At 68.7% G+C, this 25,044-nt stretch carries 18 protein-coding genes; 7 read left to right on the forward strand and 11 right to left on the reverse strand.

Features of this window, described 5'->3' with window-relative positions:
• The first annotated feature begins 345 nt into the window (after window positions 1-345).
• Entirely contained in the window at window positions 346-2,013 is a 1,668-nt protein-coding gene (locus ESD82_RS00855; protein ID WP_147428487.1) for a (2,3-dihydroxybenzoyl)adenylate synthase, read from the forward strand.
• The gene (locus ESD82_RS00860; RefSeq protein ID WP_147428486.1) at window positions 2,010-2,462 is read left to right on the forward strand and encodes a chorismate mutase; all 453 of its coding nucleotides are present in this window, start codon (window positions 2,010-2,012) and stop codon (window positions 2,460-2,462) included. The genes ESD82_RS00855 and ESD82_RS00860 overlap by 4 nt, the downstream gene beginning before the upstream one ends.
• On the opposite strand, the gene ESD82_RS00865 is transcribed toward ESD82_RS00860, so the two are convergent.
• The 4 genes from ESD82_RS00865 to ESD82_RS00880 are packed head-to-tail and all read right to left on the reverse strand — an operon-like array spanning window position 2,397 to window position 6,193.
• On the reverse strand, window positions 2,397-3,374 hold the full coding sequence (locus tag ESD82_RS00865; protein WP_147428484.1) for an ABC transporter substrate-binding protein: 978 nt from the start codon (window positions 3,372-3,374) through the stop codon (window positions 2,397-2,399). The two genes, ESD82_RS00860 and ESD82_RS00865, sit on opposite strands and share 66 nt — an antisense overlap.
• Window positions 3,375-3,387: 13 nt before the next feature.
• Window positions 3,388-4,422 carry an iron ABC transporter permease gene (locus tag ESD82_RS00870; RefSeq protein WP_147428482.1) on the reverse strand — a complete coding sequence of 345 codons (1,035 nt, stop codon included), beginning with the start codon at window positions 4,420-4,422 and terminating at the stop codon, window positions 3,388-3,390.
• Window positions 4,419-5,417, reverse strand: a complete 999-nt coding sequence (locus ESD82_RS00875; protein ID WP_024845256.1) for a FecCD family ABC transporter permease — start codon at window positions 5,415-5,417, stop codon at window positions 4,419-4,421. The genes ESD82_RS00870 and ESD82_RS00875 overlap by 4 nt, the downstream gene beginning before the upstream one ends.
• Complete coding sequence (locus ESD82_RS00880; protein ID WP_024845257.1) at window positions 5,414-6,193, reverse strand: ABC transporter ATP-binding protein; 780 nt, start codon at window positions 6,191-6,193, stop codon at window positions 5,414-5,416. Before ESD82_RS00880 ends, ESD82_RS00875 begins: the two co-directional genes overlap by 4 nt.
• A gap of 88 nt (window positions 6,194-6,281) precedes the next feature.
• Between ESD82_RS00880 and ESD82_RS00885 the strand changes: the two genes are divergently transcribed.
• Window positions 6,282-7,523 carry an NtaA/DmoA family FMN-dependent monooxygenase gene (locus tag ESD82_RS00885; protein ID WP_072462914.1) on the forward strand — a complete coding sequence of 414 codons (1,242 nt, stop codon included), beginning with the start codon at window positions 6,282-6,284 and terminating at the stop codon, window positions 7,521-7,523.
• On the opposite strand, the gene ESD82_RS00890 is transcribed toward ESD82_RS00885, so the two are convergent.
• Window positions 7,463-13,177, reverse strand: a complete 5,715-nt coding sequence (locus tag ESD82_RS00890; RefSeq protein WP_167521681.1) for a non-ribosomal peptide synthetase — start codon at window positions 13,175-13,177, stop codon at window positions 7,463-7,465. The two genes, ESD82_RS00885 and ESD82_RS00890, sit on opposite strands and share 61 nt — an antisense overlap.
• Window positions 13,178-13,276: 99 nt before the next feature.
• On the opposite strand from ESD82_RS00890, the gene ESD82_RS00895 reads away from it, so the two are divergent.
• The 4 genes from ESD82_RS00895 to ESD82_RS00910 all read left to right on the forward strand — a co-directional run bounded on the left by ESD82_RS00895 (window position 13,277) and on the right by ESD82_RS00910 (window position 17,911).
• On the forward strand, window positions 13,277-13,525 hold the full coding sequence (locus ESD82_RS00895) for a phosphopantetheine-binding protein (RefSeq protein ID WP_036697886.1): 249 nt from the start codon (window positions 13,277-13,279) through the stop codon (window positions 13,523-13,525).
• A gap of 250 nt (window positions 13,526-13,775) precedes the next feature.
• Entirely contained in the window at window positions 13,776-15,578 is a 1,803-nt protein-coding gene (locus ESD82_RS00900) for an ABC transporter ATP-binding protein (RefSeq protein WP_083413869.1), read from the forward strand.
• The gene (locus ESD82_RS00905; RefSeq protein WP_147428478.1) at window positions 15,575-17,362 is read left to right on the forward strand and encodes an ABC transporter ATP-binding protein; all 1,788 of its coding nucleotides are present in this window, start codon (window positions 15,575-15,577) and stop codon (window positions 17,360-17,362) included. Before ESD82_RS00900 ends, ESD82_RS00905 begins: the two co-directional genes overlap by 4 nt.
• A 384-nt stretch (window positions 17,363-17,746) precedes the next feature.
• Window positions 17,747-17,911, forward strand: coding sequence for a DUF2274 domain-containing protein (locus tag ESD82_RS00910; protein ID WP_456152424.1), 165 nt, complete (start codon window positions 17,747-17,749; stop codon window positions 17,909-17,911).
• Here the strand turns inward: ESD82_RS00910 and ESD82_RS00915 are convergent.
• From ESD82_RS00915 to hisD, 6 genes are all read right to left on the reverse strand, one after another.
• Window positions 17,868-19,379, reverse strand: a complete 1,512-nt coding sequence (locus ESD82_RS00915; protein ID WP_147428474.1) for an FAD-dependent oxidoreductase — start codon at window positions 19,377-19,379, stop codon at window positions 17,868-17,870. The genes ESD82_RS00910 and ESD82_RS00915 overlap by 44 nt on opposite strands.
• A gap of 7 nt (window positions 19,380-19,386) precedes the next feature.
• On the reverse strand, window positions 19,387-20,484 hold the full coding sequence (locus ESD82_RS00920) for an ABC transporter ATP-binding protein (protein WP_074991250.1): 1,098 nt from the start codon (window positions 20,482-20,484) through the stop codon (window positions 19,387-19,389).
• Window positions 20,485-20,489: 5 nt separating this feature from the next.
• Entirely contained in the window at window positions 20,490-21,368 is an 879-nt protein-coding gene (locus tag ESD82_RS00925) for a carbohydrate ABC transporter permease (RefSeq protein ID WP_074991252.1), read from the reverse strand.
• Window positions 21,358-22,254: a carbohydrate ABC transporter permease gene (locus ESD82_RS00930; RefSeq protein ID WP_147428472.1), complete on the reverse strand. Its 897-nt coding sequence runs from the start codon at window positions 22,252-22,254 to the stop codon at window positions 21,358-21,360. The genes ESD82_RS00925 and ESD82_RS00930 overlap by 11 nt, the downstream gene beginning before the upstream one ends.
• Window positions 22,255-22,339: 85 nt before the next feature.
• Window positions 22,340-23,614, reverse strand: a complete 1,275-nt coding sequence (locus tag ESD82_RS00935) for an ABC transporter substrate-binding protein (protein ID WP_322789426.1) — start codon at window positions 23,612-23,614, stop codon at window positions 22,340-22,342.
• A gap of 48 nt (window positions 23,615-23,662) precedes the next feature.
• The gene (gene hisD / locus ESD82_RS00940) at window positions 23,663-24,970 is read right to left on the reverse strand and encodes a histidinol dehydrogenase (protein ID WP_147429165.1); all 1,308 of its coding nucleotides are present in this window, start codon (window positions 24,968-24,970) and stop codon (window positions 23,663-23,665) included.
• Window positions 24,971-25,044 lie beyond the last annotated feature (74 nt).

Raw genomic sequence — 25,044 nt, forward strand, 5'->3', positions numbered from 1 at the left:
CCAGATCTACTGCGGGCTGGCGAATGCTGGCTGCCATTTGCGATTCCGTTCCCCCGGCGGGAAACCGCCGAGCGACAGCGCCGGGTTAACCGATTGACAAGGCTTGGGGCAAGGGCGGCGGCGCCTGGGAATCCAGGGCGTGACCCCTGCGCCACAACCTGCGCCGCAGGATCACTTTACACCCATCTGCAGTTGTGCGACAGTAATCCGATAAAAAAGATAAGATACCGTGCGTTCAGCCCTCCGCCAGTCGTCACGGTCGGGATTTCGGCGGAGCGGACATGGTCCTCCCTATCAAGGAAGATTTGCCCACCCTTCGCCAGCGGATTGCGAAAGGAGATTGCTGTGGCAGATCACGCTCTGGACTGGCAGGCCCGCTGCCCGTTCTGGCCCCGGGACGTTGCTGACCGTTACCGCGAGGCCGGGATCTGGCGATACGAGACATTCTTCGACCTTCTGGCGCGGCAAGCCGGGCGGCTGGGTCGGCGGATCGCCCTGATCGACGGAGAGCGGCAGATCGGTTACGACCGGTTGCACCGCGATGCGCTGGCATTGGCGGGCGGGCTTTCGGCGCTGGGACTGGTCCGCGGCGACCGGGTGGTGGTGCAATTCCCCAATTGCGGGGAATTCGTCACGCTGTTCTTCGCGCTTTGCCGGCTGGGCGTCGTGCCGGTGCTGGCCTTGCCCGGGCATCGCGACCTTGAGCTTGGCCAGTTTGCCGATTTCACCGGCGCCCGCGCGATCCTGACGGCGCAGGAGCCCGAGGGGTATGACATGGTGGCGCTGGCCCGGCGGGTGCAGGCCAAGGTTCCCTCGGTCCGGCATGTGGTGGTGCTGGGCGACAGCCGGGACGCGACGCCCTTCGACAGCCTGTTCCGTCCCGATCTCCCGTTGCCGGCCGGTCCCAATGCCGAGGACGTGGCCTGCTTCCAGATCTCGGGCGGGACGACCGGCGTGCCCAAGCTGATCCCGCGCCGGCACATGGAATATCTTTACAACATCCGCATGGCGGTGGCGGCCAGCGGGCTGGACGGCGATACGCGCTATCTGTGCGTGCTGCCGATGATGCACAACTTCCCGATGGCCTGCCCGGGTTTCCTGGGCACGCTGCAGGCCGGGGGCACGGTGGTCGTCGCACCCGAACCCGAGGCCGGGATCTGCTTCGACCTGATCGCCCGCCATCGCGTCACGATGACCGCGCTGGTGCCGCCGCTGGCGCTGCTGTGGCTGGATGCGCAGGCCGGGCTGGGGGCGGACCTGTCGTCGCTGCAACTGCTGCAGGTCGGCGGCGCCAAGCTGAACCCGTCCAGCGCCCGGCGCATCCGGCCGGAGCTGGGCTGCCAGCTGCAGCAGGTCTTCGGCATGGCCGAGGGGCTGGTCTGCTTCACCGCGCTGACCGACAGCGAGGAGCGTATCGTGAACACCCAGGGCCGGCCCATGTCACCCTGGGACGAGCTGCGCATCATCCGCCCGGATGGGCGCGAGGCCGCCATCGGCGAGCCGGGCGAGCTGCAGGTCCGCGGCCCCTACACGATCCGCGGCTATTACGACATGGCCGGGCACAATGCCCAGGCCTTCACCGCCGACGGGTTCTATCGCTCGGGCGACATCGCGCGGCGCGATGCCGACGGCGCGATCACCGTCGAGGGGCGGGCCAAGGACCAGGTGAACCGGGGCGGCGAAAAGATCGGCGTGGACGAGGTCGAGGATCTGCTGGTCGCCCATGCCTCGGTGCTGGATGCGGCGGTGGTGGGGCGGCCCGATGCGCTGATGGGCGAAAGGCTTTGCGCCTTCGTGCTGGCCGCGCCGGGCACCACGCCCCGGCCAGGGGCGTTGCGCCGCCATCTGGCCGAGGCCGGGCTTGCCGCCTTCAAGATCCCCGAAGAGGTGATCGTGCTGGATCGCTTTCCGCAAACCGGCGTCGGCAAGGTCAACAAGCGCCAGCTGCGCGAGCAACTGCGCGAGGCGCATTTCCCCGATCCCGTCGCCGCGCGGCAGGAGGAGCGTGCATGAGCCCGGCCGTCGTGGCGCCCGAGGATCTGGCGCCGGACCTGGTCCCGCCGGAAGCGGTGGCGGGGCTGGGCGACGTCCGGCGCGGCATCGACCTGATCGACGCCCGCATCGTCGGGCTGCTGGGGCTGCGGCTGCGCTATGTGCTAGCCGCGGCGGACTTCAAGCCCGACATCGCCTCGATCCCCGCGCCGGAGCGGGTGCGGCAGATGCTGGACGAACGCGCGGCCTGGGCCGCCGAGGCGGGCCTCGCCCCCGATTTCATCGGCCCCCTGTTCGGGCAGGTGGCGGAATGGTTCATCCGCCAGCAGGTGGCGCATTGGCGGGCCTGCCGCGCAGAGCGGCCGGCCGCAGACCGCCGGTCGTCGGCCCCGGCGCCCTCGCCGTCAGCGCGGCCCGCCGGCCAGCCAGCCCTCGACCGCGTCGAGCGTGTGCATGGCGCTGGCGACTGAAGGGCTGGTGATCCTGGCGGAATCCAGGAACACCATCCGCCCCTCGCGCGCCGGGGCCATGAAACGGTCCCAGCCGGGCGAAAGGCGGTCCAGCGCCGCGCGCGCGGCCGCCTCGTCCCGCGCCGGGGCGGCGAAGCTGGTCATCACCAGCAGCAGGTCGGGGTTCAGGCCGGCCAGGCTTTCGGCCCCGATGGGCAGGATCAGCATCGAGCGCGACTGCCGGGTCGAGCCCTCGCCGGCGATCTCGGCCCGGCGATAGCCCAGGTCCTCCAGGGCCTGCACCGCGCCGGACATGCCGGCCACGACATTGGCCTGGTCGGTCAGCATGACGATGAGATAGGTCTTTTCCCCCGGCGCCTTGGGCAGGCGGTCGGGAAACCGGCCGCGCAATCCGTCAAGCCGGGCCTGATAGGCGGTCCTGAGTTCGCGAAAGCGGTCCTCGCGATGCAGGACGCGCGCCAGCTCCTCCTGCACGCTGAAGCCGTGGGCGGTCGCGGCGCTGCTGTTCTGCAGATAGACCGGCGCCGCCTGGGACAGGGCCTTGGCCTTGCCGGTATCGTAATCGGTGCCGATGATCAGGTCGGGCCGCAGCGCGCGCAGCTTTTCCAGGTTGATGCTGCCCACCGGGCCGATCCCGGGGATCGGGTCGGCATCCTTGGAACGTCCCAGCATCTCGTGCAGGAAATCCACCGCGGTCAGGCTGGAGCCGTCGTCGCCCCGGCCGTAGATTCCGACGACCGGCACGCCCAGTTCGATCAGCGGCACCGCCAGCACCGGCTCGTGCAGCGCCACGACGCGCTGCGGGTCGTCGGGGATCCGCACCTGCCGCCCCGTATCGTCGGTCACCTCGGCGGCCTGTCCCGTCCCGATGGCGGCCAGCGCCACAAGGGCGGTCATCAGCAATCGGCGCATCTCGTCCTCCTTTTCAGCTTGAACTCATCCGCAGGAACAGCCGCATCCGCATCGCCAGCACGAAAAGCGGCGCGCCCAGCGTCACCAGGACCAGCCCGACCGGCAGGCCGATATCGGTGCCGGCGTTGCGCGCCAGCATGTCGGCCGCCGTGACCACCAGCCCGCCGGTCAGCGCCGCCAGCACCAGACGCGCCCGGCCCGAGGCGGGCGACAGCGCCGCCGCCAGCTGCGGCGCCATGACCCCGAGGAACATCAGCGGCCCCACCGCCGTCAAGGCGGCCGAGCTCAGCAGCACCGCGACGATCAGGACCGCCACCCGCGCCCGTACCGCATCCAGCCCCAGCGCCATCGCCATGGGCGTGCCGAGGTCGACCAGCCGCAGCGCCCGGCCAAGCAGCAGGATGGCGATCGGGCTGGCGGCGAACCATGGCGCCAGCATCGTCACCCGCGGCCAGTCGGCCAGCGCCAGCGACCCGGCCATCCAGCCGGCCAGCGCATGCGAGGTCTCGGGCGGGGTATAGAGGACCAGCACCGCCGTCACCGCCGAAAGCGTCGATTCCAGCGCAATGCCCATCAGCAGCACGGCCAGCCCCCCGGCATGGCCGCGGACCAGCGCCAGCAGCAGCGCCGCGACCGCAAGGCCGCCCAGCAGCGCCGCGCCCGGCAGCCATGCCGGCGGCAGGCCGGGGGCCAGCACGGTCAGGACCATGATCGCCACCATCGCGCCCTGCGACAGGCCCAGCAGGCCCGGATCGGCCAGCGGATTGCGGGCCAGCGATTGCAGCATGGCGCCGGCCAGCGCCACCGACCAGCCCGCCATGAAGCCCAGAAGCAGGCGCGGCAGCCGCACCTGATAAAGCGCAAAGGCCTGATCGGCATCCAGCGGCGCCAGCAGGTCCAGCCGCGTCTCGCCCCAGGACAGCGAAACCGCCCCCAGCCCCAGGCTCGCCAGCGTCATGGCCAGCGCGGCGGCCAGATTCGCCAGTCCGATCTGCATCCCGCCCGGCAGGCGCAGCACGCGGCGGCCGTCCAGGGCGCGACTGCTCATGCCTCGGCTCCGCGCAGGTAGAAGCGGCGCACCATCAGCATGAAGGCGATGCCGCCCAGAAGCTCCAGCACGACGCCGGTATGCAGCGCCAGGGGGGCAAGCGCCATGCGCGCGATCAGGTCGGCCAGCAGGCACAGGCAGGCCCCGGCCAGGGCGCAGCCCGGCAGCAGCGCCCCGAAGCGCGCGCCGGTCAGCGGCCGCACCAGATGCGGCACCACCAGTCCCAGAAACCCCAGCGGTCCGCAGATCGCCACCGCCGAGGCCGAGGCCAGCACCGCCGCCCCCAGCGCCAGAAGTTGCGTGCGCGCCACGTCGATGCCCAGCGAGGCGGCCTTCTCGGCCCCCAGCGCCAGCAGCGACAGCCGGCGGGCCAGCAGCAGCATCGCCGCCATGCCAAGCGCCGCCAGCCCCCAGAAATCCGCCAGCCTTTCGGCATGGACATGGCTGACATTGCCGCCCAGCCAGCCCAGGTAATCCTGCCGCAGCGCCGGATCGGACAGCAGCAGCGCCTGCGTCAGCCCGCCCAGGAACATCGAGACGATCGCGCCGGACAGGATCAGCGCCAGCCCGCGCGGATCATGCGCATGGCCGGCCAGCCGCGCGACGCCGAGGCTGGCCAGAAAGCCCAGGCCACCGCCCGCCAGCGCGGCCGATCCCTGCGCCCGCGGCTCCAGCCCCAGCAGGAAGGCGCCGGCCACCACCGCCAGCGCCGCCCCGGCATTGATCCCGACCAGCGAGGGCGAGGCCAAGGGATTGCGCAGCACGCCCTGCAGGACCGCCCCCGACATGGACAGCGCTGCCCCGGCCAGCATGGCGATCAGCGCGCGCGGCAGGCGCTGGTAGATCACGATGACATCCGCCTGCCGCGTCTCGTCAAAGCGGGCCAGTGCGGCCCATATCCCCGAGGGCGGGATCCAGCTTTCGCCCGCCGACAGCGCCAGCAGCAGGCAAAGCGCCAGCGCCAGCGCCGCAAGGACCGGAAAGCCGCGCCTCATGCGCTGGACTCCGGCAGGGCGGGCAGGCAGATCCGCCGCCCCTCGTGGCGGATGACCTGCGCGTCGAGGTCGAAGACCTCGCGCAGGTTCGCGGCGTTCAGGACCTCGGCCACCGGCCCCGAGGCGCGGGCCTCTCCCCCCGACATCATCACCACCTCGTCGGCGAAGCTCAGCGCCAGGTTCAGGTCGTGCAGGACCGAGACCACCGTGCGGCCATGGCGCCGCGTCAGGTCGCGCACCAGCCCCAGCAGGGCATATTGATAGGTGACGTCCAGGTGGTTCACCGGCTCGTCCATCAGCACGACGGGCGTGTCCTGCGCCAGCACCATGGCGATGAAGGCGCGCTGCCGCTGGCCGCCGGACAGGGCGTTGACCGGCAGATGCGCCTGATCCTGCAGCCCGACAGTGCGCAGCGCCTCGCGAAACAGCAGCCGGTCGCGGTCGTCCGGCCCGGCGAAAAGCCCCTGCCGGGCATGGCCGCCCATCTCGACCAACTCGCCCAGGGTCAGGTAGTCGGGGCAATGGTTCTCTTGCGGCAGCCAGGCGATGCGCCGTGCCAGCGCCCGGCGCGGGATGCGCGCCATGGGCACGCCGTCCAGCGTGACGCGGCCGGCCTGGGGACGCAGAAAGCCCATCACCGCCTTCAGCAGCGTCGATTTGCCGCAGCCGTTCGGCCCGACCAGCGCGGTGAAGCGCCCCGGCGCGAAGCTGGCGTCCAGCCCGCGAATGACCGGCTTTCGGCCATAGCCGACCGTCAGGCCCTGGATGCGGATCACGTTTTCACTCCGGCTGGCAATCGCGTCCTCCGGTTCGTAAAGTAAAACACTCGGAATTATCCAGACGCAATTTCACGAGGAGCATGCGATGGCGCGGATGCTGCATATCGGTCTGGCCCTTGCCCGGACCTGGGGGCCGCCGCCGGCCCCGGACCAGGCGCTGGCGCTGGATTGCGCGCTGGCGGTCCGGGCCGAGGCCGCGCATCTGGACTTCGTCTTCAAGCCAGACAGCCTTTACATCGACCCGAAGGGGGCGGGGCCGCGCATCGCGCGGGCGGCGCTGGATCCGACGCTGGTGCTGACCGCCGTGGCCGGGGCGACGCGGCGGATCGGGCTGGTCACGACGGTCTCGACCAGTTTCAATCCGCCCTATGTCGCCGCGCGGCAATTGCAGACGCTGAACTGGCTCAGCAACGGCCGGGCGGGCTGGAACATCGTCACCGCGCTGGATGGAGAGCGGAATTTCGGCCTTGCCGCCATGCCCTCGGCGGCCGAGCGTTACGCCCGCGCGGCCGAGTTCACCGATGTCGTGCGCCGCCTTTGGGACAGCCACGGTGCCGAAGGGCTGGCGGCCATCGACCATTGCGGCGCCTTCTATCAGGTCGAGGGGCCGCTGAACGTGCCGCGCCATCCCGCGCGCGTCGCGCTGTTCCAGGCCGGCGCCTCGGCCGAGGGCCGCGGCTTCGCCGCCTCGGTCGCCGATGCGATCTTCGCCTCGGTCCCCGACCCTGCCGCGGGGCAAGAGCTGCGGTCGGACCTGCAGCGCCGGGCCCGCGCCGCCGGCCGCGACGACGCGCCGCGGCTGCTGCCGGGCTTTCACGCCTATCTGGCGCCCAGCCGGAGCGAGGCGCAGGAGATGTTCCGCGAGGCGCAGGCCCGCCGCGATCCTGCCGCGCTGCGGGCCAAGCTGGGGGCGCTGGTCGGCCGCGACCTGGGCGACTGGCCCGAGGACCGCCCCCTGACCCCCGCGGACCTGCCGGCCGGGGACGCGGCGCTGCGCAGCCGCACCCATTCGGGGCTGCTGCAGCGGCTGATCCGGCAGGAAAGCCCGCCCCTGCGCGACCTGCTGCTGCGCCCCGAGGTCGCCAATTCCGGGCACTGGACCTTCGTCGGCACCCCGGCCGAGGCCTTGGCCGAGATCGCCGCCTGGTCGGATGCCGGGGCCATGGACGGCTTCATCGCCCTGCCGGGCGGCAGCGGGGAATCGCTGGACCTGCTGCTGTCCGAACTGATCCCGGCGCTGGCCGAGGCGCGGCGCTTTCGCCACGCCTATGCCGGAGAGACGCTGGCCGCGCATCTGGGGCTTGCCTCGCCGGCGTCCAGCGGCTGATCGTCCTGCGGCTGTGCAAAGCGGGCCAGCATCGCCTCGACCGCTTGGGTGATCCGGCGGATTTCGGCGGGGCCGTAGCGGTCGGCGCGATGGCTTAGCATGATGCGCAGGCCGGCGGTCTCGTCCGCCACGTCCTCGACGATCTCGAATTGCAGGCCCAGCAGCGATTCCGCCTTGTCCGGGTCGATCTGCCGGTATTCGACGCGGCTGCCGTCCATCAGCGCGATGGCGCCGTTCATCCGGTTCCGGGCGTGGATCTGGATGAAGACCTCGAACATCTCGTCCAGCCGGGTGACGGGATTGCCGGTCAGCGCCTCGCCCACCAGGTCCAGCGGGACCTCGGAATGCGGCAGCGAGCGGGCGATGCGGTCGCGGACCTGCGCGATCAGCGCGGCGGGCGTGTCCTGCGCCCCCAGCGCCAGCCGATGCGCGGTCATGGTGGTGAAATAGCCCACCGTGTCGAACCAGGCCGGATCGTTGCGCCCCGAGGCCGAGGTGCCGATCACCAGGTCGCCGATGCCGCCCAGCCGCCCCAGCGCCGCGCCGATCGCCGCATAGGCCGTCGCGAAAAGCGAGGCCGCGTTGCGCCGCGCCGTGGCGTAAAGCCCGCGTGCGACCTCGGCCGGCAGGTCGATCCGGGTCCAGCCGCCCTGCGGGTCCTGCCCGCCCGGCGCAGCGCCGAGGATCGGGCGGGCACGCGGTGCGCCGCGCAGGTGATCCAGCCAGTAGTCCAGATGCGCGCGGTCCGTATCCGCCGCCCTTTGCGCGGCGGCGAAGCGGTGGAAGCCCGGCGGCTGGTCGGGCCAATCCGGCGCCAGCCCCGCCGCGCGCTGGCGATAGGCGTGGCCAAGCTGGTCCATCAGCAGGTTCAGCGACCATTCGTCCAGCACGATATGGTGGAACAGCATGGACAGCACCTGCTCGTCCCCCTCGCGGAAGAAGCGCAGCCGCAGCGGCAATTCGCGGGCAAGGTCGAAGACATGGCCGGCCTCGGTCCGGCGGTTTGCCTCGCCCGCCTCGGCGCTGATCCAGAACCAGCGATAATCGCCCAGCCGCTCGACCGGGACCACGTCTTGCAGCGGCTGGCCGTTTTCCTCGCGGAAATGGCTGCGCAGCACGGGATGGCGGCGGATCAGGTCGCCGAAGGCCAGCCCGAAGACCGCTTCGTCCACCGGGGTCGGGAAACGCAGGGCAAAGGGCAGATTGAAGATGCCGCCATAGCCGAAGGCGGCATAGGCCTTCCACAGCGATTGCTGCGCCAGCGACAGGGGCGCCGCCTGGGGTTCGGCCGCGTCGTCCCCGGCTGCGGGCATCGGCGCGGCCGGCGCGCTGCGGGTGGCGATCCCGGCCAGCGCGAGGGCGGTCGGATGGCGGAAGATGTCGGTGAAGCGCAGGGCGATGCCATGCTCGGCCTGCAGCCTGCCGATGATCCGGGTCGCGACCAGAGAATGCCCGCCATGGTCGAAGAAATCGTCCTCGGGCCCCATTCCGGGCGCACCGAGCGCCTCGCGGAAGGCGGCGAGGATCAGGCCCGTCAGCGCGTCCGCCGGCTCGGCACCTGGCGCTTCTGGCGGTGCGGTTGGCTCGGGGCCGGGCTGGCCCGCGATCTGGCGCGCGCGGCGGCGGTCGGGCTTGCCGTTGGCCGACAGCGGCAGCGCCGGGATTGCAAGGATGCGGTCGGGAAGGTGCGATTGCGGCAGCCGTTCGCGCAGGAAGGCGCGCAGCGCGGCCGGTTCGGGCAGGTCGCGACCGGCGACCAGCGCGGCCAGCACCGTCTCGCCCCGCGCGTCGGGAATGTCCACGACCAGGGCCTGCGCGACGGCGGGATGGGCGGCCAGCTCGGCCTCGACATCGGCCAGCGAGATGCGCACGCCGCGCACCTTGACATAGCCGTTCACCCGGCTGTCGAACAGGATGGTGCCGTCGCCGCGCAGCCGCCCCAGGTCGCCGCTGCGAAAGGCGCGGATGCCACCGACCTCGGTGAAGTCGGTCTGTTCCAGCGCGCCGTCGCGCAGATAGCCGAGCGCCAGGTTCACGCCCGTGGTGTGGATGCGGCCGGCCACGCCCTCGGGGCAGGGTTCGCCCTGCGGGTTCAGCAGCAGGTAGCGGTTGCCGGGCAGGGCGCGGCCATAGGGGATGATGCGGTCGTCCTCGGGGCCGATCCGGTGCCAGATGCTCCAGATCGTGGTCTCGGTCGGGCCGCCCAGCGACCACAGCGCCGCATCGGGCCGCAGCCGGCGCAGCCGGTCGATCACCGCCGGCTTGATGTAGTCGCCGCCCTGCGCCACCAGCCGCAGCGAGGCCAGCCCGTCATCCGGCGCGCAGGCCAGCAGCATCTCGACGATGGCGGGGACCGAGCACCAGACGGTCACGCCGTGGTCGCGCACCAGACGGTTCCAGGCAAGGGCGTCCTTTTCCTCGGCCGGCGCGGGCATCACCAGCCGCGCGCCGGCGGCCAGGGTGCCGAACAGGTCGAAGACCGACATGTCGTGATGCAGCGGCGTGACCGAGATCACCGCGTCCTCGGCACCGATCCCCCAGGCATCCAGCGTATGGCCGATGACATTCGCGGTGGCGCGATTGTTCAGCACCACGCATTTCGGCCGCCCGGTGGTGCCCGAGGTGTAAAGGTAATAGGCGGCCGCTTCGGAACGGGACAGCGCGGCCAGTCCCTGCGGGATCGGGGCCGGGTCATGCGCTTCGAGGGTGCGGGGCGAGGCCAGCGGCCAGCCGGGCAGGTCGGTTGCGGCCACGACCAGCCGCGGCGCGGAATTGCGCAGCAGGTAGTCGCGCCGCTCGGGCGGCGCGGCGGCGTCGATGGGCACCCAGACCAGCCCCGAGAAGGCGCAGGCCAGCGTCAGCACCAGATGCTCGGGCCCGCGCGGCAGGCAGATCGCGACCATGTCGCCCGGCGCGAGCCCGCGCGCGGCCAGCCCGGCCATCACGCGCCGCACCCGCAGGCCAAGCGCGCCGTAGCTGGTGCTGCGGGTGTCGCAGATCAGGGCCGTGCGGTCGGGATCGCCGTCGAACAGCTGCGCCGCGATGCGCTCCAGATGGCCGGGGCCGGCATGTTCCGCCCCGGCGGGGGCCGCGGGTGGCGGCGGCAGGAAATCGGCGCCGGCCAGGGTCAGCTCGTCCCGCCCGGCCAGCGCGGCGAAGGCGCGGGCGGCGGCGTCCAGCAACGCGCCGACGACCGCAGGCTCCAGCGCCTGCTCGACGTGATCGGCTTGCAGCAGCAGCGCACCCTCCGCATCCAGCGCCAGCCGCAGGTCCAGCGCGACCTGCGGGGTCTGCACCAGCCCGTCCACCAGCCGCAGCCCGGCATCGGCGGGCACCCGGTCCCAGCCCATGCCGTTGGTCAGCACCACCGGCAGCGCGATCCGACCGCCGTTCTGCGCCAGCAGCAGCCGGCTGAGGCCGACCCCCGACAGACCGGGATGCGCCATGCCCTCCAGCAGGTCCTCCTGCAACCGGCGGGCATGGTCCAGGAAGCCGCCCCGGTCGGCGCGATAGTCGACGGCGATGAAGGACGAGCGGTTGGCCAGCGCCCCGCCCGGCGGTGGCGCCACCGGCACCGCGACACAGGGCGCCAGGTCCGGGGTCCAGCGCGCCAGCACCTCCAGCACCACGGCCATGGCGATGCTGTTGCGGGTCAGTTTCTGCGCCGCCGCCAGCCGGGCCAGGCGCGCCAGCTGATCGCGCGGGATGCGGCGGCTGTCGCGGCGCCAGCGCGGGCGGTCGATGCCCTCCGGCGGTTGCCGCCAGGGCAGGCGCGGCGGCCCTTCGACCCCGGCCAGACGCGCGCGCCACCAGTCGGCATCGGCGGCGCGGTCGGATTGTTCGGGCGGCGGCTCGGGCAGGGCGGAGGCCGGCGGCAACCCGGGCGCCAGCAGTTCGGCGATCACCTGCGCGATCCCGGCGCCGTCCAGCGCCAGCGCGTCCATCTTGACCAGCAATGCCTGTTCCCGGGGCCGGGGCAATTGCACCAGCATCAGCCGCCACAGCAACCCGTCCAGCGGCAGCGATGCGCGGGCGAACTCGTCCTGCAGGGCAGAGAGCTGCGCCTCGGCCTCATCGACGGCCAGTCCCGAAAGGTCGATCCGTTCCAGCGGCGGCTCGGCTTCGTCCAGCACGCGCAGCGCGGAATGGGCAGGGTCGAGCCGGCAGCGCAGCGCCTCGTGCCGCTCGATCAGCGCCTTGGCCCGAAGCGCCAGGGCTTCGGCATCCAGCGGGCCGCGATAGCAGCGATATTCCTGCATGGCGGTGCGGCCCAGCGGCAGCTCGGCCTCGCGGCCCAGCAGATAGGCCTTTTGCAGCTCGCCCAGCCGCCGCATCCGCATCGGTGCCGGCAGCCAGTCCGACAGCGGCGCCGCCGCCAGATCGGGCGCATCGGCCAGCCGGCACAGCGCCGCGTGGCAGGCATCGAAACCGGTGCGGACCCAGTCGCCGGGCAGCGCGTCAAGCCGCAGGTCCCAGTTCAGCAGCACGCCCTCGGCCAGCGATGCGACCTGCACGTCCAGCGCAACCTGCGGCGCCTGCGAGACGCTCCAGACCAGTCGCCCGAACAGCCGGCCGACGCGGGGGCTCAACAGCTGGCGCTGCGCCCCGTCCAGGTCGAGCCCGCTGGTAAAGACCACCGGCGCGGATTCCACGCCCTGGCCGCCGCGTGACATCTCGCGCAGCACGGCGACGCCGGGGCAGGCCTGATGCGACAGCGCCTCGGCGATCTCGCGCCCTGCCTCGCGCGCCAGTCCGGCCAGCGTGGCCTCGGGCCCGACCCGCAGGCCGAGCGGCAGGATATTGGTGAAATCCCCGACCAGCCGCGAGGCGCCGCGCATCACCGGGGCGCGGAAGAAGCCCGGCAGCGTCAGGCGAAAGGCCCGGTCGCCCGTCGCCCGCGCCAGCACGGCGGCAAAGACCGCCAGGTAAAGCGCGGTCTGCGTGACCCGCAATTCACGCGCAAGCCCCCGCAGCGCCGCGGCCTGCGCCGGCGGCAGCAGGGCCGAGATCCGGCTGCTTTCCGGCGCGGCCGCCCCGTCGCGCAGCGGCAGCGAGGGCGCCGGCGGCATGTCGCGCAGCCGCGCCCGCCACCAGTCCCGATCCGCCGCCTCGGCCGCCGGGTCGGGGGGCAGCCGGGCCAGGTAGTCGAAATAGCAGCCTTCGGGTTCCTCGACCGCAGCGATCCCGGCCGGATCCTCGTAAAGCCGGGCCAGGTCGTCCATGACCAGCCCGAAGCAGGAGGGATCGGCCGCGATCATGTCCAGGTCGACATGCAGTCGCTGTTCGCCGCCCGGCAGCAGGCTGAGCAGGAATTCCGCCGCCTCGCCCGAGGCGATGTCCAGCCGCTGATGCGTCATCCGCCGCCGCGTCGCGGCCAGCCGCGCCTGCGCCTGATCCGGCGCCAGCGCCCGCAGATCCTCGACCCGCAGGGCGTGGCGGTCGTCCAGCGGCTGGATCACCTGCTGGCCTGCGGCCGTGACCCGCAGCCGCAGCATGGGGTGCCGGCGGAACAGCCCGCGCACCGCGCGGTCCAGCCGCTGCGGCTCCAGCCCTTGCGGCTGGAATTCGGTATGCAGATGCGCGGATACGCCGCCACCCGGCCCCTTCCAATCGCGCCCGGTCCAATAGGCTGCCTGCATGGCGGTCAGGTCCATGTTCATCCCCTTGCGTCTGGCGATAGTGGTTGATAAAAATACTCAACTAATGGCGGTGTCAAGGAAAGGCTTGGCCGCGCAGGACAGGACGGGATCGAAATGAACGACATCGGATCTATCGAAACGCTCGGCCGGGCATGGCTGGAAACGCGTGTGCAGGCGCTTGTCCCCGACGAGGCGGAGATTGGTTCCGATGAAAACCTGCTGTTCCTGGGGCTGGATTCGCTGTCGGTGCTGAAGCTGGTCGCCGAACTGAAGCAGGCGGGCATCACGGTCAGCGCGCGGGAACTGCTTCAGGAGCCCAGCATCGAGGGCTGGTGGCGCCTGATCCAGGCGCGGCGACCCTAGATCACGACCTGCGATCGGGTTGACCGTTCGCTCGGACGGACGGCCCCGACGCCCGCCTGACCTGAACGGCATCGAACAGGATGGAGTCCATGGCTGTGCCCACAACCTTGTCGACGAACGCCCCCCGATATCGCAGGACGGTCAACCGTCGGGTCCGCGGAAGCGATCCGGCGACGGGCTCTGACCTGTCTGCCCCAAGGGCCGGGATAGCCCTCATCCGGCCCCTCTGCATGCCAAGGGAGCAGGGCGCATGAGAGCTGCCAGCCATGCCGCAAGGCCAGAGCGCGGGGATGACGACGACCGGGCCTGGGCCATCATGGAACCCGTAGGTCGCCAGATCCGCCTTGCCATGGGGTTGGGCGCGGTCTCGGGGCTGGCGGTCCTCGCTACGATGATCTGCCTGGCGATGACGGTGCTGGCGCTGCGCGATCATCCGGGCCAGGTGCCGTGGGTCTGGATGCTGGGTGCTTTGGTGGGGACGGTCGCCAGCTATCTGACCCGGCTGGGTGCGTTCAACCAATCCCACTATGCCGCCTTCCGGCTGGAGCGTATCCTGCGAAGCCGTCTGGCCGAGCGGATGGCGGAGGTTCCCCTGGGCTATATCCAGGCCCAGGGTGCCGGCGGGCTGACCAAGGTAGTCCATGACGACGTCAAGGCTTTGCACGTCTTCGTCGCTGACAGCACGCCGCTTTATGCCCGCGCCTATGTCACGCCGCTGGCCACGGCGGCGATCCTGTTCTGGCTCGACTGGCGGATGGCGCTCGCGGTGCTGGCGGTTCTGGGCCTGGGCATCCTGTCGATGCGTGGCGCGCAGAAGCGCCGACGCAACATGGCGCGGCTTTACAACGAAGCGCGCGAGAAGGTCAGCGCGGCGGTGGTCGAGTTTGTCCAGGCGATGCCGGTGGTCCGCAATTTCGACACCGGCCACTCCAGCTTTGGCCGGTATCAGCAGGCGCTTGACGCCTATCTGGCGGTGCTGGCGCGGTGGTATCGCGATTCCGGCCGTTCGGTCCGCATGACCTGGGCAATCCTCAGCCCGCTTCCGACGCTGGCCGTCGTGCTGTGGCTGGGGCTCTGGCGGGTCCGGGAGGGCGACCTCGACGCGGTGCGGTGGCTGGCAATTCTTCTGCTATGCACCGGGATGGCCGAGTCGGTCATGCCTATGATGATGCTGCGCCACATGATCGACAAGGTGCGGCTGTCGATCGCGCGCATCCATGATGTGCTGGCCGCGCCGCTGCTGCCGGTCCCGGCGCAGGGCCACTTGCGCCGGCCGGCGGATTCCAGCGTGGTCTTCGACGACGTGAGCTTTCGCTATGGCCCCGACGAGACCGAGGTGCTGCGCCATGTCAGTTTCGTTGCCGCACCCGGCAGCGTGACGGCGCTGGTCGGACCGTCCGGCGCGGGCAAAAGCACCGTTGCGCGGCTGATCCCGCGGTTCTGGGACGTGACCGGCGGCCGCATCCTGATCGGCGGGGTCGATATTCGCGACATGGGCGCCGACGACCTCATGCGGCAGGTGGCCTTCGTCTTTCAGGATACCTTCCTGTTTTCCGACAGCATCGCCGAGAATATCAGGCTCGGTCGTCCCGATGCGACCGATGAAGAGGTGATCGCCGCGGCCCGCGCCGCGCAGGCGCATGATTTCATCGCGGCACTGCCCCAAGGTTACGACACGCCGGCCGCCGAGCGGGGCGCGCTGCTGTCGGGCGGCCAGCGACAGCGCATCACCATCGCACGTGCGATTCTGCAGAACCGGCCCGTCCTCGTTCTGGACGAAGCGACGGCCTTTGCAGATCCGGAAAACGAGGCCGCGCTGATCCGTGCGCTTGGCGAACTCACCCGTGGCAAGACGGTGATCACGGTCACCCACCGCCTGCAAAGCATCGTCCATGCCGACCAGATCCTGGTCTTCGATGCGGGCCGGCTTGTCCAGACGGGTCGCCACCACGACCTGCTGGCGCAGCCGGGGCGCTATGCACGGCTTTGGGCCAGCCATGCCGAGGCGCAGGCATGGACCCTGGGACACATGAGGAAGGGAGCCGCCGAATGACCGGGCGCACCATCCCGGCCGGCCGCCCCGGCCCAACCGCGATCCGCGAGACTTGGCGCCAGTTGCAGGACAGCGTGGGCGAGGACGCCCCGCGCTTGCGGGCGGCCATTCTCGGCCTCTTGCTTGCCGCAGCGCTGCAGGGGCTGGCGCTGGCGGCCATCGCGCCGGTCATTGTCGCCGCCTTCGACGGCAGGGACTGGCCGGGTGCACTGCGCTGGCTGGGGATCTGCACGATCCTCATGATCGCGGCGACGGCGACAAGGTGGTGGGCGCAGGGCTTCGACTTCAACGGCCGCATGGCCGCGGCCACGCATCGTGTCCGGCTGCGGTTGGGCGAGCAGATGCGGCGCATGCCGCTGGAGACGCTGCACGGCCACCGCACCGGCGAGCTGAACTCGATGGTCATCAACAACGTCGATGAAAACCTTCTGACCACGCTGACCATTCTCAACCTGATCTTCATCTCGGTCGTCACGCCGCTGGTGACGGGGCTGGCGCTGTTGGCGTTGGACTGGCGGGCGGGGCTGCTGATCCTGGTCGTGTTTCCCGCCATCCTGCCTTTGTATCGCTGGCGCCGGCCCGCGATCGGACGCGGCAAGCGCATTCTGGGCGCCGCCCACCAGCAGGCGAATGCGGATGTGCTGGAATACACGCAGGGCTTGCCCGTGTTGCGCGCCGCGTTGCAGGCCGGAGCGCGCGCCGGCAGGCTTGAACGGACATTCCGCAAGCTCGAGGAGATCCAGATCTACGGGCATCGCAAGGGAGAAAAGCCGAATCTCATCGTCTCGACCGTCGTCGAGGTCGGGCTGGTCCTGATGCTTGGGCTCGGCGTGGCCTACGTGGTCGCGGGGACGATGGATCTCGCGCTTTTCGCCGCGCTTCTGGTGATCGTGGTGCGGCTGTCCGAGCCGCTGGCGACCTTCATCCTCTATACCGCGATCCTGGAACTGGTCGAGGCAGCCCTGGACCGGATCAAGGCGCTGCTTGCCATTGCCCCCCTGGATCAGGCATTGCCCGCGCGAACGCCGGCACACTGCGGCATCAGATTCGAAGCTGCCAGCTTTGCCTATGCAGGGGCCGATGCCCCGGCCCTGCGCGATGTCGATCTGACGATCCCCGAGGGCAGCCTGACCGCACTCGTCGGTCCCTCGGGATCGGGCAAGACCACGCTGGCGCGACTGATCCTGCGCCATGCCGATCCCCAGAAGGGCCGCATCCTGATCGGCGGGGCGGATCTGCGCCAGATCCCCGAGAGCACCCTGCGCGGGATGCTGTCCGTGGTGTTCCAAGACGTGCATCTGTTCAACGACACCGTCATGGCCAATATCCGCATGGCCCGCCCGGATGCGACCGAGGCCGAGGTCCGCGAGGCTGCCCGTGCCGCGCAATGCCTCGATTTCATCGAGCGACTTCCGCTGGGCTGGGACACGCCCCTGGGCGAGATCGGCAGCCGCCTGTCAGGCGGGGAGCGTCAGCGCATCTCGATCGCGCGCGCGCTTTTGAAGGACGCGCCGATCCTGATCCTGGACGAGCCGACCGCGGCGCTGGATACCGAAAGCGAACGTGCCGTTCAGCGCGCCATCGATGCCGTCGTGCGCGACCGCACGGTCATCGTGATCGCCCATCGGCTGTCGACCATCGCAGGCGCGGATCAGATCGCCGTCGTGGATGACGGGCGCATCGTCCAGCTCGGCACGCATTCCGCGCTGCTCGCACAGCCGGGCCGCTATCTCGCGATGTGGGAGGCGCAGCAGGCGGCGAAGATCTGGTCGGGTCGGGCGTGATTCCAACACCCCCCGATCATGCAATGATGCGTCGTCAGGAGCCGGAGGTCGCCGCGTCAGGGCGCTGGGGAAGACTCGATCATGCCGGTGCTGCAGCCCCTGCCTGCGCTGATTACTGCTCCGGTGCCGGTTTGCGGGCGATCATCGCCGGACGACTGATGCAAGGGAACAGGCCGATCGAGGCAAGGGCGGATCACGCGGCGGGTGTCGGCATCGCTGAACAGGGCGTCCAGTTCGCGGCCTTACCGCCCTTGCTTAGACCAAGGTCATATCAAGGTTTGCCTTGGCCGTGATTTGAGTATGATCAGGTCATACCGAAGGCTGCATCATTACTGTCAAGTGAAGCTGACCGTCGAACTTCCCGCCGGCCTGCACAGGGATCTGATGCTTTATGGCGAGTTGCGTATTGGAGAGCATGGGCCGGTCCCGCCGCAGAAGCTCGTGGTGCCGAGGCTGGAGCGGTTTCTCGCCTCGGATCGTGGCTTTGCCAAGGCGCGCCGGAGTGTCAGAGCTGGGCATCGAGCTGGCGCATCGCCTCGCCTGCCTTGAGGGCTAGCGCGGCGATCGTAAGGGCCGGGTTTACCGCGGCCGAAGTGGGAAGGACCGAGGCGTCGGTGATCCATAGATTGGGAATGTCGTGGCTCCGGCAGTCCAGATCGACGACGGAAGCACGCGGATCGGCACCGAGGCGCGCGGTGCCGCATTGATGTGAGGTGGTCTTGTTGCCGAATATCCGCACCATCACCACCGGGAATCCCGCCCGCTTCATCACCTGCCTGGTGCGCTTGATCAACAGGTGATGCGCATCCATGTTGGAGCGCTGCCAGTCCATGACGATATCCTCGCCCCGAACCAGGACACGACTGTTCGGATTGGGCAGGTCCTCGCTGGTCAGAAACCAGCCGAAGGCGCGGTCGGCCATCAGCCTTGCCAGGAAACGCGGCATGGCCGGCACCTGCGCCTTGAGGATATTGCCGGTGATCCGTCCCAGAAGCTGCACATTGCCAAGCGGCGCATGAACCTGCGGATCGTCGTTGTAGAAATCGTTGAAGAACAGCGTTTTCTGATAGATCGAGTCATTTCGCAGAAACGGGTTCAGCGTGATCATCGCGCTGGTGTTATGATTCATGAAGTTCCGGCCAAGCTGGTCCGAGCGGTTGCCCAGCCCAGTCGGATGCGCCGCGTTGGCCGAGCGCAGCAGCAGTGCCGCCGATTGCACCGCCCCCGCCGCCACGGCGAAATGCCGCGCGGTCAGGCGCTCCTCTCGCCCGTTGCGGCGAAGGACCGCCGCAACCACCTCGTGCCCATCCGCGTCGGTTTCCAACCGCATTACCTGCGCGCCGGTGATCAGCCGCACGTTGGGATACTTCAGCGCATCGGCCAGCGGTCCAACCTCGGCATCGATCTTGCCGGCGCCGCCGGTATTGGGGAAGGCGTCCCATCCGGTCCGGCCGCGCTTCAGCCAGGCATCGATGTCGATGGCCAGCGGCAGGCTGGCGGGATGGACGCCCGCCCGCTTCAGCCGCTCGCGCACCAGTTGTAGCGCCGGCTCGTCCGGGACCGGCGGAAAGGGAAACGGACCCGACCGGGGAGGCTCGGTCGGGTCCTGCCCGGTCGCGCCGCGCACCTTGAAGAGCGCCTCGGCCCGGGCATACCACGGCTCCATGTCGTCATAGGACATATCCCAGCCGGGCGAGGTGCCCTGCAGATGCGGTCGCGCCCTGAAATCCTCGACGCGGTAGCGATACATCACCGCGCCGTAGAATTTCGAGTTGCCGCCGACGTAGTAATAGTTCCCCGGCAGGAATTTCTTGCCGTCGGAGCCGATCCATTCCTCGTCCGAGCGATAGAAGCCCCGCTCGAAGATCGCCACATCGTCGCGCGCCTCGGCCGTGTCGGCCAGATGCTCGCCGCGTTCCAGGATCAGGATACGCGCACCCGTTGGAGCCAGCGCCGAAGCGAGCGTGGCGCCCCCGATGCCCGAACCGATGATGATGACATCGCTGTCCGTGCTCATGGTCACCTCAGTCGATGCGGATTTCGGTCTGCGGATCGAACAGAACCACCTTGGCCATCTCGACCGCAAGCCGGGCGGTCTGGCCCGCTTGCGCGGTGCGCGGTGCAAGCCGGGCGATCACCTCGACACCGCCCAGGGTGAACATGGCAAGCGTATCGGGACCGGTGGGCTCGACCACCTCGATGGCGGCCTGCACGGCCTGCTGGCCCGGCTCGGCGACGGAAAAACCCTCGGGTCGGATGCCGACCAGCACCGGCTTGCCGGCATATTGCCGTCGCGCGGCCTCGCTGAGCGCCACGCCGGAAATGCGCGACCTGCCGCCATCGGGCTGGTCCATCTCCAGCTCCGGCCCCGCGGCACCCTCGATCAGGCGGCCCGGGATGATGTTCATCGCCGGCGAGCCCACGAAACGCGCCACATAGACATTGGCCGGCCGGTCATAGACCACCTGCGGCTCGTCCAGATGCTGCACGATGCCGTCCTTCATCACCGCGACGCGGGTGGCGAGCGTCATCGCCTCGATCTGGTCATGCGTCACATAGACGATGGTGGTGCCCAGCCGCTGGTGCAGGCGCTTGATCTCGGTGCGCATGTCCACGCGCAGCTTGGCGTCCAGGTTCGACAGCGGCTCGTCGAACAGGAACAGCTTGGGATGACGGACCAGCGCGCGGCCCATGGCGACCCGCTGTCGCTGCCCGCCCGACAGTTGCGAGGGGCGGCGATCCAGAAGGTGCGCCATCTGCAACAGCTCGGCCGCCTCGCGGGTGGCCTTGTCGCGCTCGGCTGGCGGCACGCCGCGGATCTTCATGCCGAACTCGATGTTCTGGCGCACCGTCATGGTGGGGTAGAGCGCATAGGACTGGAACACCATGGCGATGTCGCGGTCCTTGGGCGAGAGGTCGTTCACCACATCGCCGTCGATGCGGATCTGGCCGGCGGTGATGCCCTCAAGGCCCGCGATCATGTTGAGCAGCGTGGACTTGCCGCAGCCCGAGGGGCCGAGCAACACCAGGAAGTCCCCGCTGCCGATCGAGATGCTGACCTCCTTGAGCACCTCCATGCTGCCATAGGCCTTGCGGACGCGATCGATTTCAAGAGTAGCCATATCGGTCAGCCTTTCACTGCGCCGGCGGTCAGCCCACGGACGAAATAGCGGCCCGCGACGACATAGACGACAAGGGTGGGAAGAGCGGCGATCATGGCGGCGGCCATGTCGACGTTATACTGTTTGCGGCCCATGGTGACGTTCACCACGTTGTTCAGCGCCACGGTGACGGGCGAGGATTCCCCGGCGGTGAAGGACACGCCGAACAGGAAATCGTTCCAGATCTGGGTGAACTGCCAGATGCACGAGACGACCATGATCGGCAGCGCCGCCGGCAGCATGATCGAGAAGAAGATGCGGAAGAAGCCCGCACCGTCGATCTGCGCCGCCTTGGTCAGCTCGTCCGGGATGGTGACGAAATAGTTGCGGAAGAACAGCGTGGTGAAGCAGATGCCATAGACGGTATGCACCAGCACCAGGCCCGGGATCGTGCCCGACAGCCCAAGCTTGCCCAGCACCTGCGCCATCGGCAGCAAGACCGCCTGGAAGGGCAGGAAGCAGCCGAACAGGATCAACCCGAAGACCAGGTTGGCGCCGCGAAAGCGCCATTTCGTCAGCACATAGCCGTTCAGCGCCCCGATGCCCGTGGACAGCAGGACCGCCGGGACGACCATCATCAACGAGTTGATGAAATAGGGCTTCAACCCCGTGCAGGCGGTGCCGATGCAAGCCTGGCTCCAGGCCTTGCCCCAGGCCTCGAACGTGACCGCCTCGGGCAGGCCGATGAACGAGCCGCCATAGATCTCGTCCAGCGATTTGAGCGAGGTGGTGATCATCACCCAGAGCGGCATCAGGTAAAGCGCGGCCAACAGCGCCAGGCTGCCATAGATGAAGGTCCGCCCGATCATGCGCGAGCGCGGGGCAGAGCCGTATTCACTGGCCATGGCGACCCTCCTTCAGCTCGGAATAGAGATAGGGGATGATGATCGCCGCGACGGTCATCAGCATCATCATGGCGCTGGCCGCGCCGACGCCCATCTGGTTGCGCCGGAACGTGGCCGAGAACATGAAGGTCGAGGGCACCTCGGTCGCATTGCCCGGCCCCCCGTTGGTCATGGCCAGCACGAGGTCGAAGTTCTTGATGGCGATATAGCTCAGCAGCACGATCACCGACAGGAAGGCGGGGCGCAGCATCGGCACGATGATGCTGGCATAGATACGGGGCAGCGTGGCGCCCTCGATCTGCGCGGCCTTGATCACCGAATTGTCGATGCCGCGCAGCCCGGCCAGGAAAATGGCCATGGCGAAGCCCGAGGATTGCCAGACCGCGGCGATGACGATGGTGTAGATGGCGAATTTCGGCTGGGTGATCCAGTTGAAGACGAAGCTTTCCCAGCCAAGCCCGTTGACCACCTTCTGGATGCCGAGGTCCGGGTTCAGGATCCATTTCCAGGCCGTACCGGTGACGATGAACGAGAGTGCCATCGGGTAGAGATAGACGGCGCGCAACGCGCCCTCGGCCCGGATGTTCTGGTCCAGGAGGATCGCCATGACCAGCCCGACACCGATGGTCACGACCAGGAACAGCGCCGAGAAGATGAACAGGTTCGCCACCGCCGTGTGCCAGCGCGGCGTGGCCCACAGCCGGTAATACTGCTCCAGCCCGACGAAATCGTATTGCGGCACCATCCGGGACGAAGACAGCGAGATCCAGCCGGTCCAGGCGATGAACAGATAGACGCCGACAAGGATCACCAGCAGGCTTGGCGCCATGACCAGGCGCGGGAGCCAATCGGCCAGCCGATCGGAAATGCTTTTCTTTCGGGTCATGACGATCCTCTCCAGAAAAAAGGGGTATGGTGCGGCAGGACCCGCCGGATCGAGGATATCCGGCAGGCCCGGTCCGCAGGCGGGATCAGCGGGCGTTGTCGATCCCGCTGACCAGCATCTGCACCGCGTCCTCCGAGGCCATATCGGTCACGAAGAACTGCGCGACGACATCGCCGAATACGGTGGAGAAATGCGGCTGGCTGGCAAAGCCATGGGTCGAGGCACCGAGCATGGCGCCGTTCTCGATCGCGACGGCGCGATCCTCGAAGCCCTTCTTCGCGCAATCGTCGAAATCGTCCACTGGCAGGTCGGTGCGGGCCGGGATCGAGCCCTTGATCAGGTTGAAGTCATGCTGCACCTTGGGGTCCATGACCACCTCGGCCAAGGCATCCTGCGCCTTTGTCACCTCTGGATCGCTCACCTCGAACATGCCGAAACTGTCGATCAGCCATTGGAAGGACGGGGTTTCCGAAGGCGTGGCGAAGCACAGGAAATCCTCGCCCGGCTTGAGGCCCTTGGCAAGGAACTCGCCCTTGGCCCAGTCGCCCATGATCTGCATGGCGGCCTGGCCATCGATCACCATACCAGAAGCTACGGCCCAGTCGCGCCCAGTAAACCCATTGTCGACCAGCCCGCGGACCTGCCGCAAGGTATCGAAAACCTGCTTCATGGTATCCGATGAGAGTGCCTCGGGGTCCAGATCGACCAGCGCCTTGTTATAGAACTCGGGACCGCCGATATCGGCGACCAGGGCATCAAAGATCACCTGAATCTGCCAGGGCTCGTCGCCCATGGCCAGCGGGATGACGCCGGCCTCCCTCAGCCTCGCCCCGTCCTCGATCAGTTCGGCCCAGGTGCCGGGCTGGTCAATGCCGGCCTTGTCGAATGCGGCCTTGTTCGCCCAAACCCAGTTCTGACGGTGCATGTTGATCGGCACCGCGATCAGATCGTCACCGTTCTTGACGAAGGGCAACACTTGCGGGGCGATCGTGGCTTCCCAGCCATTCGCCTCGGCAAGTGCGTTCAGATCGCGCATCACGCCCTCGGCCGACCAGTCGATACCTTCCCAACCGATAAACTGCATCGAGCCGGGCGGGTTTCCCGAAGCAAGGCGGCTGCGCAATGCCTGCTGCATGTTGCCACCGGATTGCCCCCCAACCGCACTGTCCTGCCAACCGAAGCCTTTCGCAGCGAGAGCTTCGCGAACGACATTCAGGGCAGCGGCTTCACTTTCGGCGACCCAGTGGTGCATGACCTCCAACCTTGTCTCGGCCTGGGCGGGCATCGCGGCCATCAGCGCGAGAGAGCTTGCGAGGAAAGATGAATAAAGGCTCTTCATTGGGAATCTCCCTGATTTCATGAGGAATGGAAGTCCGGCGGCGTTCTGCTCTTCTCGGACCGTTTAAGTTCAGGCCTCGACAGCGGCGCCGTACTCCACGTTTCGGCCGCCATAGCGGCGGACGCGGATATTTGCTTGCTCGGCATGACCGACGAAGCCTTCCATGTGGCACAGGCGCGACGCATACGCGCCGATCATGGTTGAGGCTTCGTCGGTCAGGACTTTCTGGTAGGTGCAGGTCTTGAGGAACTTCCCGACCCACAGCCCGCCGGTATAGCGCGCGGCCCGCAATGTCGGCAGCGTGTGGTTGGTGCCGATCACCTTGTCCCCGAAGGCGACATTGGTGCGCGCGCCAAGAAACAGCGCGCCATAGTTCGTCATGTTGTTCAGGAAATAGTCGGGATCGGCGGTCATCACCTGCACATGTTCCGAGGCCACGCGATCACCCTCGGCCACCATCTCGTCCAGCGTGTCGCAGAGGATGATCTCGCCGTAATCCTCCCATGCCTTGCGTGCGATCTCAGCGGTGGGCAAGATCGTCAGCAGGCGCTCGATCTCGCGCAGCGTGTCACGGGCCAGCTTTTCGGAATTGGTGATCATCACTGCCGGCGAGTTCGCGCCGTGCTCGGCCTGACCCAACAGATCGGTGGCGCAGATCTCGCCGTCCACGCTGTCGTCGGCGATGACCAGCGTCTCGGTCGGGCCGGCGAAGAGGTCGATGCCGACCTTGCCGAAGAGCAACCGCTTGGCCTCGGCGACATAGGCGTTGCCGGGACCGGCCAGCATGTCCACTGGGGCTATGCTTTCGGTGCCGTAGCCCATGGCGGCGATTGCCTGCACGCCGCCGAGGCAATAGATCTCTTCCGCGCCGGCCAGCGCCTGTGCCGCGACGATCTTTTCGGCGATCCGGCCCTTGAAGGGCGGGGCGCAGGTGATGACGCGCTGGCATCCGGCGACCTTGGCAGTCAGCACGGTCATATGAGCCGAGGCCAGCAGCGGATATTTCCCGCCCGGCACATAACAGCCGACATTCTGGATTGGCACGTTCTTGTGGCCGAGGATGACGCCTGGCAGGGTCTCGACCTCGAGGTCCAACATGGTATCCCGCTGGGCCTGGGCGAAATTGCGGATCTGTTCCTGCGCGAAATCCAGATCGTGGCGTTCCTGTTTGGTCAGTCCGTTGACGCAACCCGCGATTTCGGCCTCGGTCAAGCGATAGCTGTCCCGATCGAGCCCGTCGAATTTGATGCTGAGTGCGCGCACGGCCTTGTCACCACCTTCGGCGACCTGTGCCAGAAGGGCGCGGACGGCCTCGGTGACGGAGGGATCGGTCTGGTCGCCTTGCGTGAGGCGCGCGGTCTTCACATGCCGGATCATGGCAAATCTACCTCTGGGGGTGGAAACCTTGCGGCCACCCAAGCTGATTTCTGGAATAGGATGAAAGGCAGGGG

Origin of the sequence: Paracoccus pantotrophus (genome assembly GCF_008824185.1) — a bacterium.
In the GTDB taxonomy this organism is placed as follows: Bacteria; Pseudomonadota; Alphaproteobacteria; order Rhodobacterales; family Rhodobacteraceae; genus Paracoccus; species Paracoccus pantotrophus.

Bases quoted from the DNA above. Each gene is read 5' to 3' on its own strand.
- ESD82_RS00860 (WP_147428486.1), top strand. From the start codon at position 2,010: ATGAGCCCGGCCGTCGTGGCGCCCGAGGATCTGGCGCCGGACCTGGTC.
- ESD82_RS00865 (WP_147428484.1), bottom strand. From the start codon at position 3,374: ATGCGCCGATTGCTGATGACCGCCCTTGTGGCGCTGGCCGCCATCGGG.
- ESD82_RS00870 (WP_147428482.1), bottom strand. From the start codon at position 4,422: ATGAGCAGTCGCGCCCTGGACGGCCGCCGCGTGCTGCGCCTGCCGGGC.
- ESD82_RS00875 (WP_024845256.1), bottom strand. From the start codon at position 5,417: ATGAGGCGCGGCTTTCCGGTCCTTGCGGCGCTGGCGCTGGCGCTTTGC.
- ESD82_RS00885 (WP_072462914.1), top strand. From the start codon at position 6,282: ATGGCGCGGATGCTGCATATCGGTCTGGCCCTTGCCCGGACCTGGGGG.
- ESD82_RS00890 (WP_167521681.1), bottom strand. From the start codon at position 13,177: ATGGACCTGACCGCCATGCAGGCAGCCTATTGGACCGGGCGCGATTGG.
- ESD82_RS00895 (WP_036697886.1), top strand. From the start codon at position 13,277: ATGAACGACATCGGATCTATCGAAACGCTCGGCCGGGCATGGCTGGAA.
- ESD82_RS00900 (WP_083413869.1), top strand. From the start codon at position 13,776: ATGAGAGCTGCCAGCCATGCCGCAAGGCCAGAGCGCGGGGATGACGAC.
- ESD82_RS00905 (WP_147428478.1), top strand. From the start codon at position 15,575: ATGACCGGGCGCACCATCCCGGCCGGCCGCCCCGGCCCAACCGCGATC.
- ESD82_RS00910 (WP_456152424.1), top strand. From the start codon at position 17,747: ATGCTTTATGGCGAGTTGCGTATTGGAGAGCATGGGCCGGTCCCGCCG.
- ESD82_RS00915 (WP_147428474.1), bottom strand. From the start codon at position 19,379: ATGAGCACGGACAGCGATGTCATCATCATCGGTTCGGGCATCGGGGGC.
- ESD82_RS00920 (WP_074991250.1), bottom strand. From the start codon at position 20,484: ATGGCTACTCTTGAAATCGATCGCGTCCGCAAGGCCTATGGCAGCATG.
- ESD82_RS00925 (WP_074991252.1), bottom strand. From the start codon at position 21,368: ATGGCCAGTGAATACGGCTCTGCCCCGCGCTCGCGCATGATCGGGCGG.
- ESD82_RS00930 (WP_147428472.1), bottom strand. From the start codon at position 22,254: ATGACCCGAAAGAAAAGCATTTCCGATCGGCTGGCCGATTGGCTCCCG.
- ESD82_RS00935 (WP_322789426.1), bottom strand. From the start codon at position 23,614: ATGAAATCAGGGAGATTCCCAATGAAGAGCCTTTATTCATCTTTCCTC.
- hisD (WP_147429165.1), bottom strand. From the start codon at position 24,970: ATGATCCGGCATGTGAAGACCGCGCGCCTCACGCAAGGCGACCAGACC.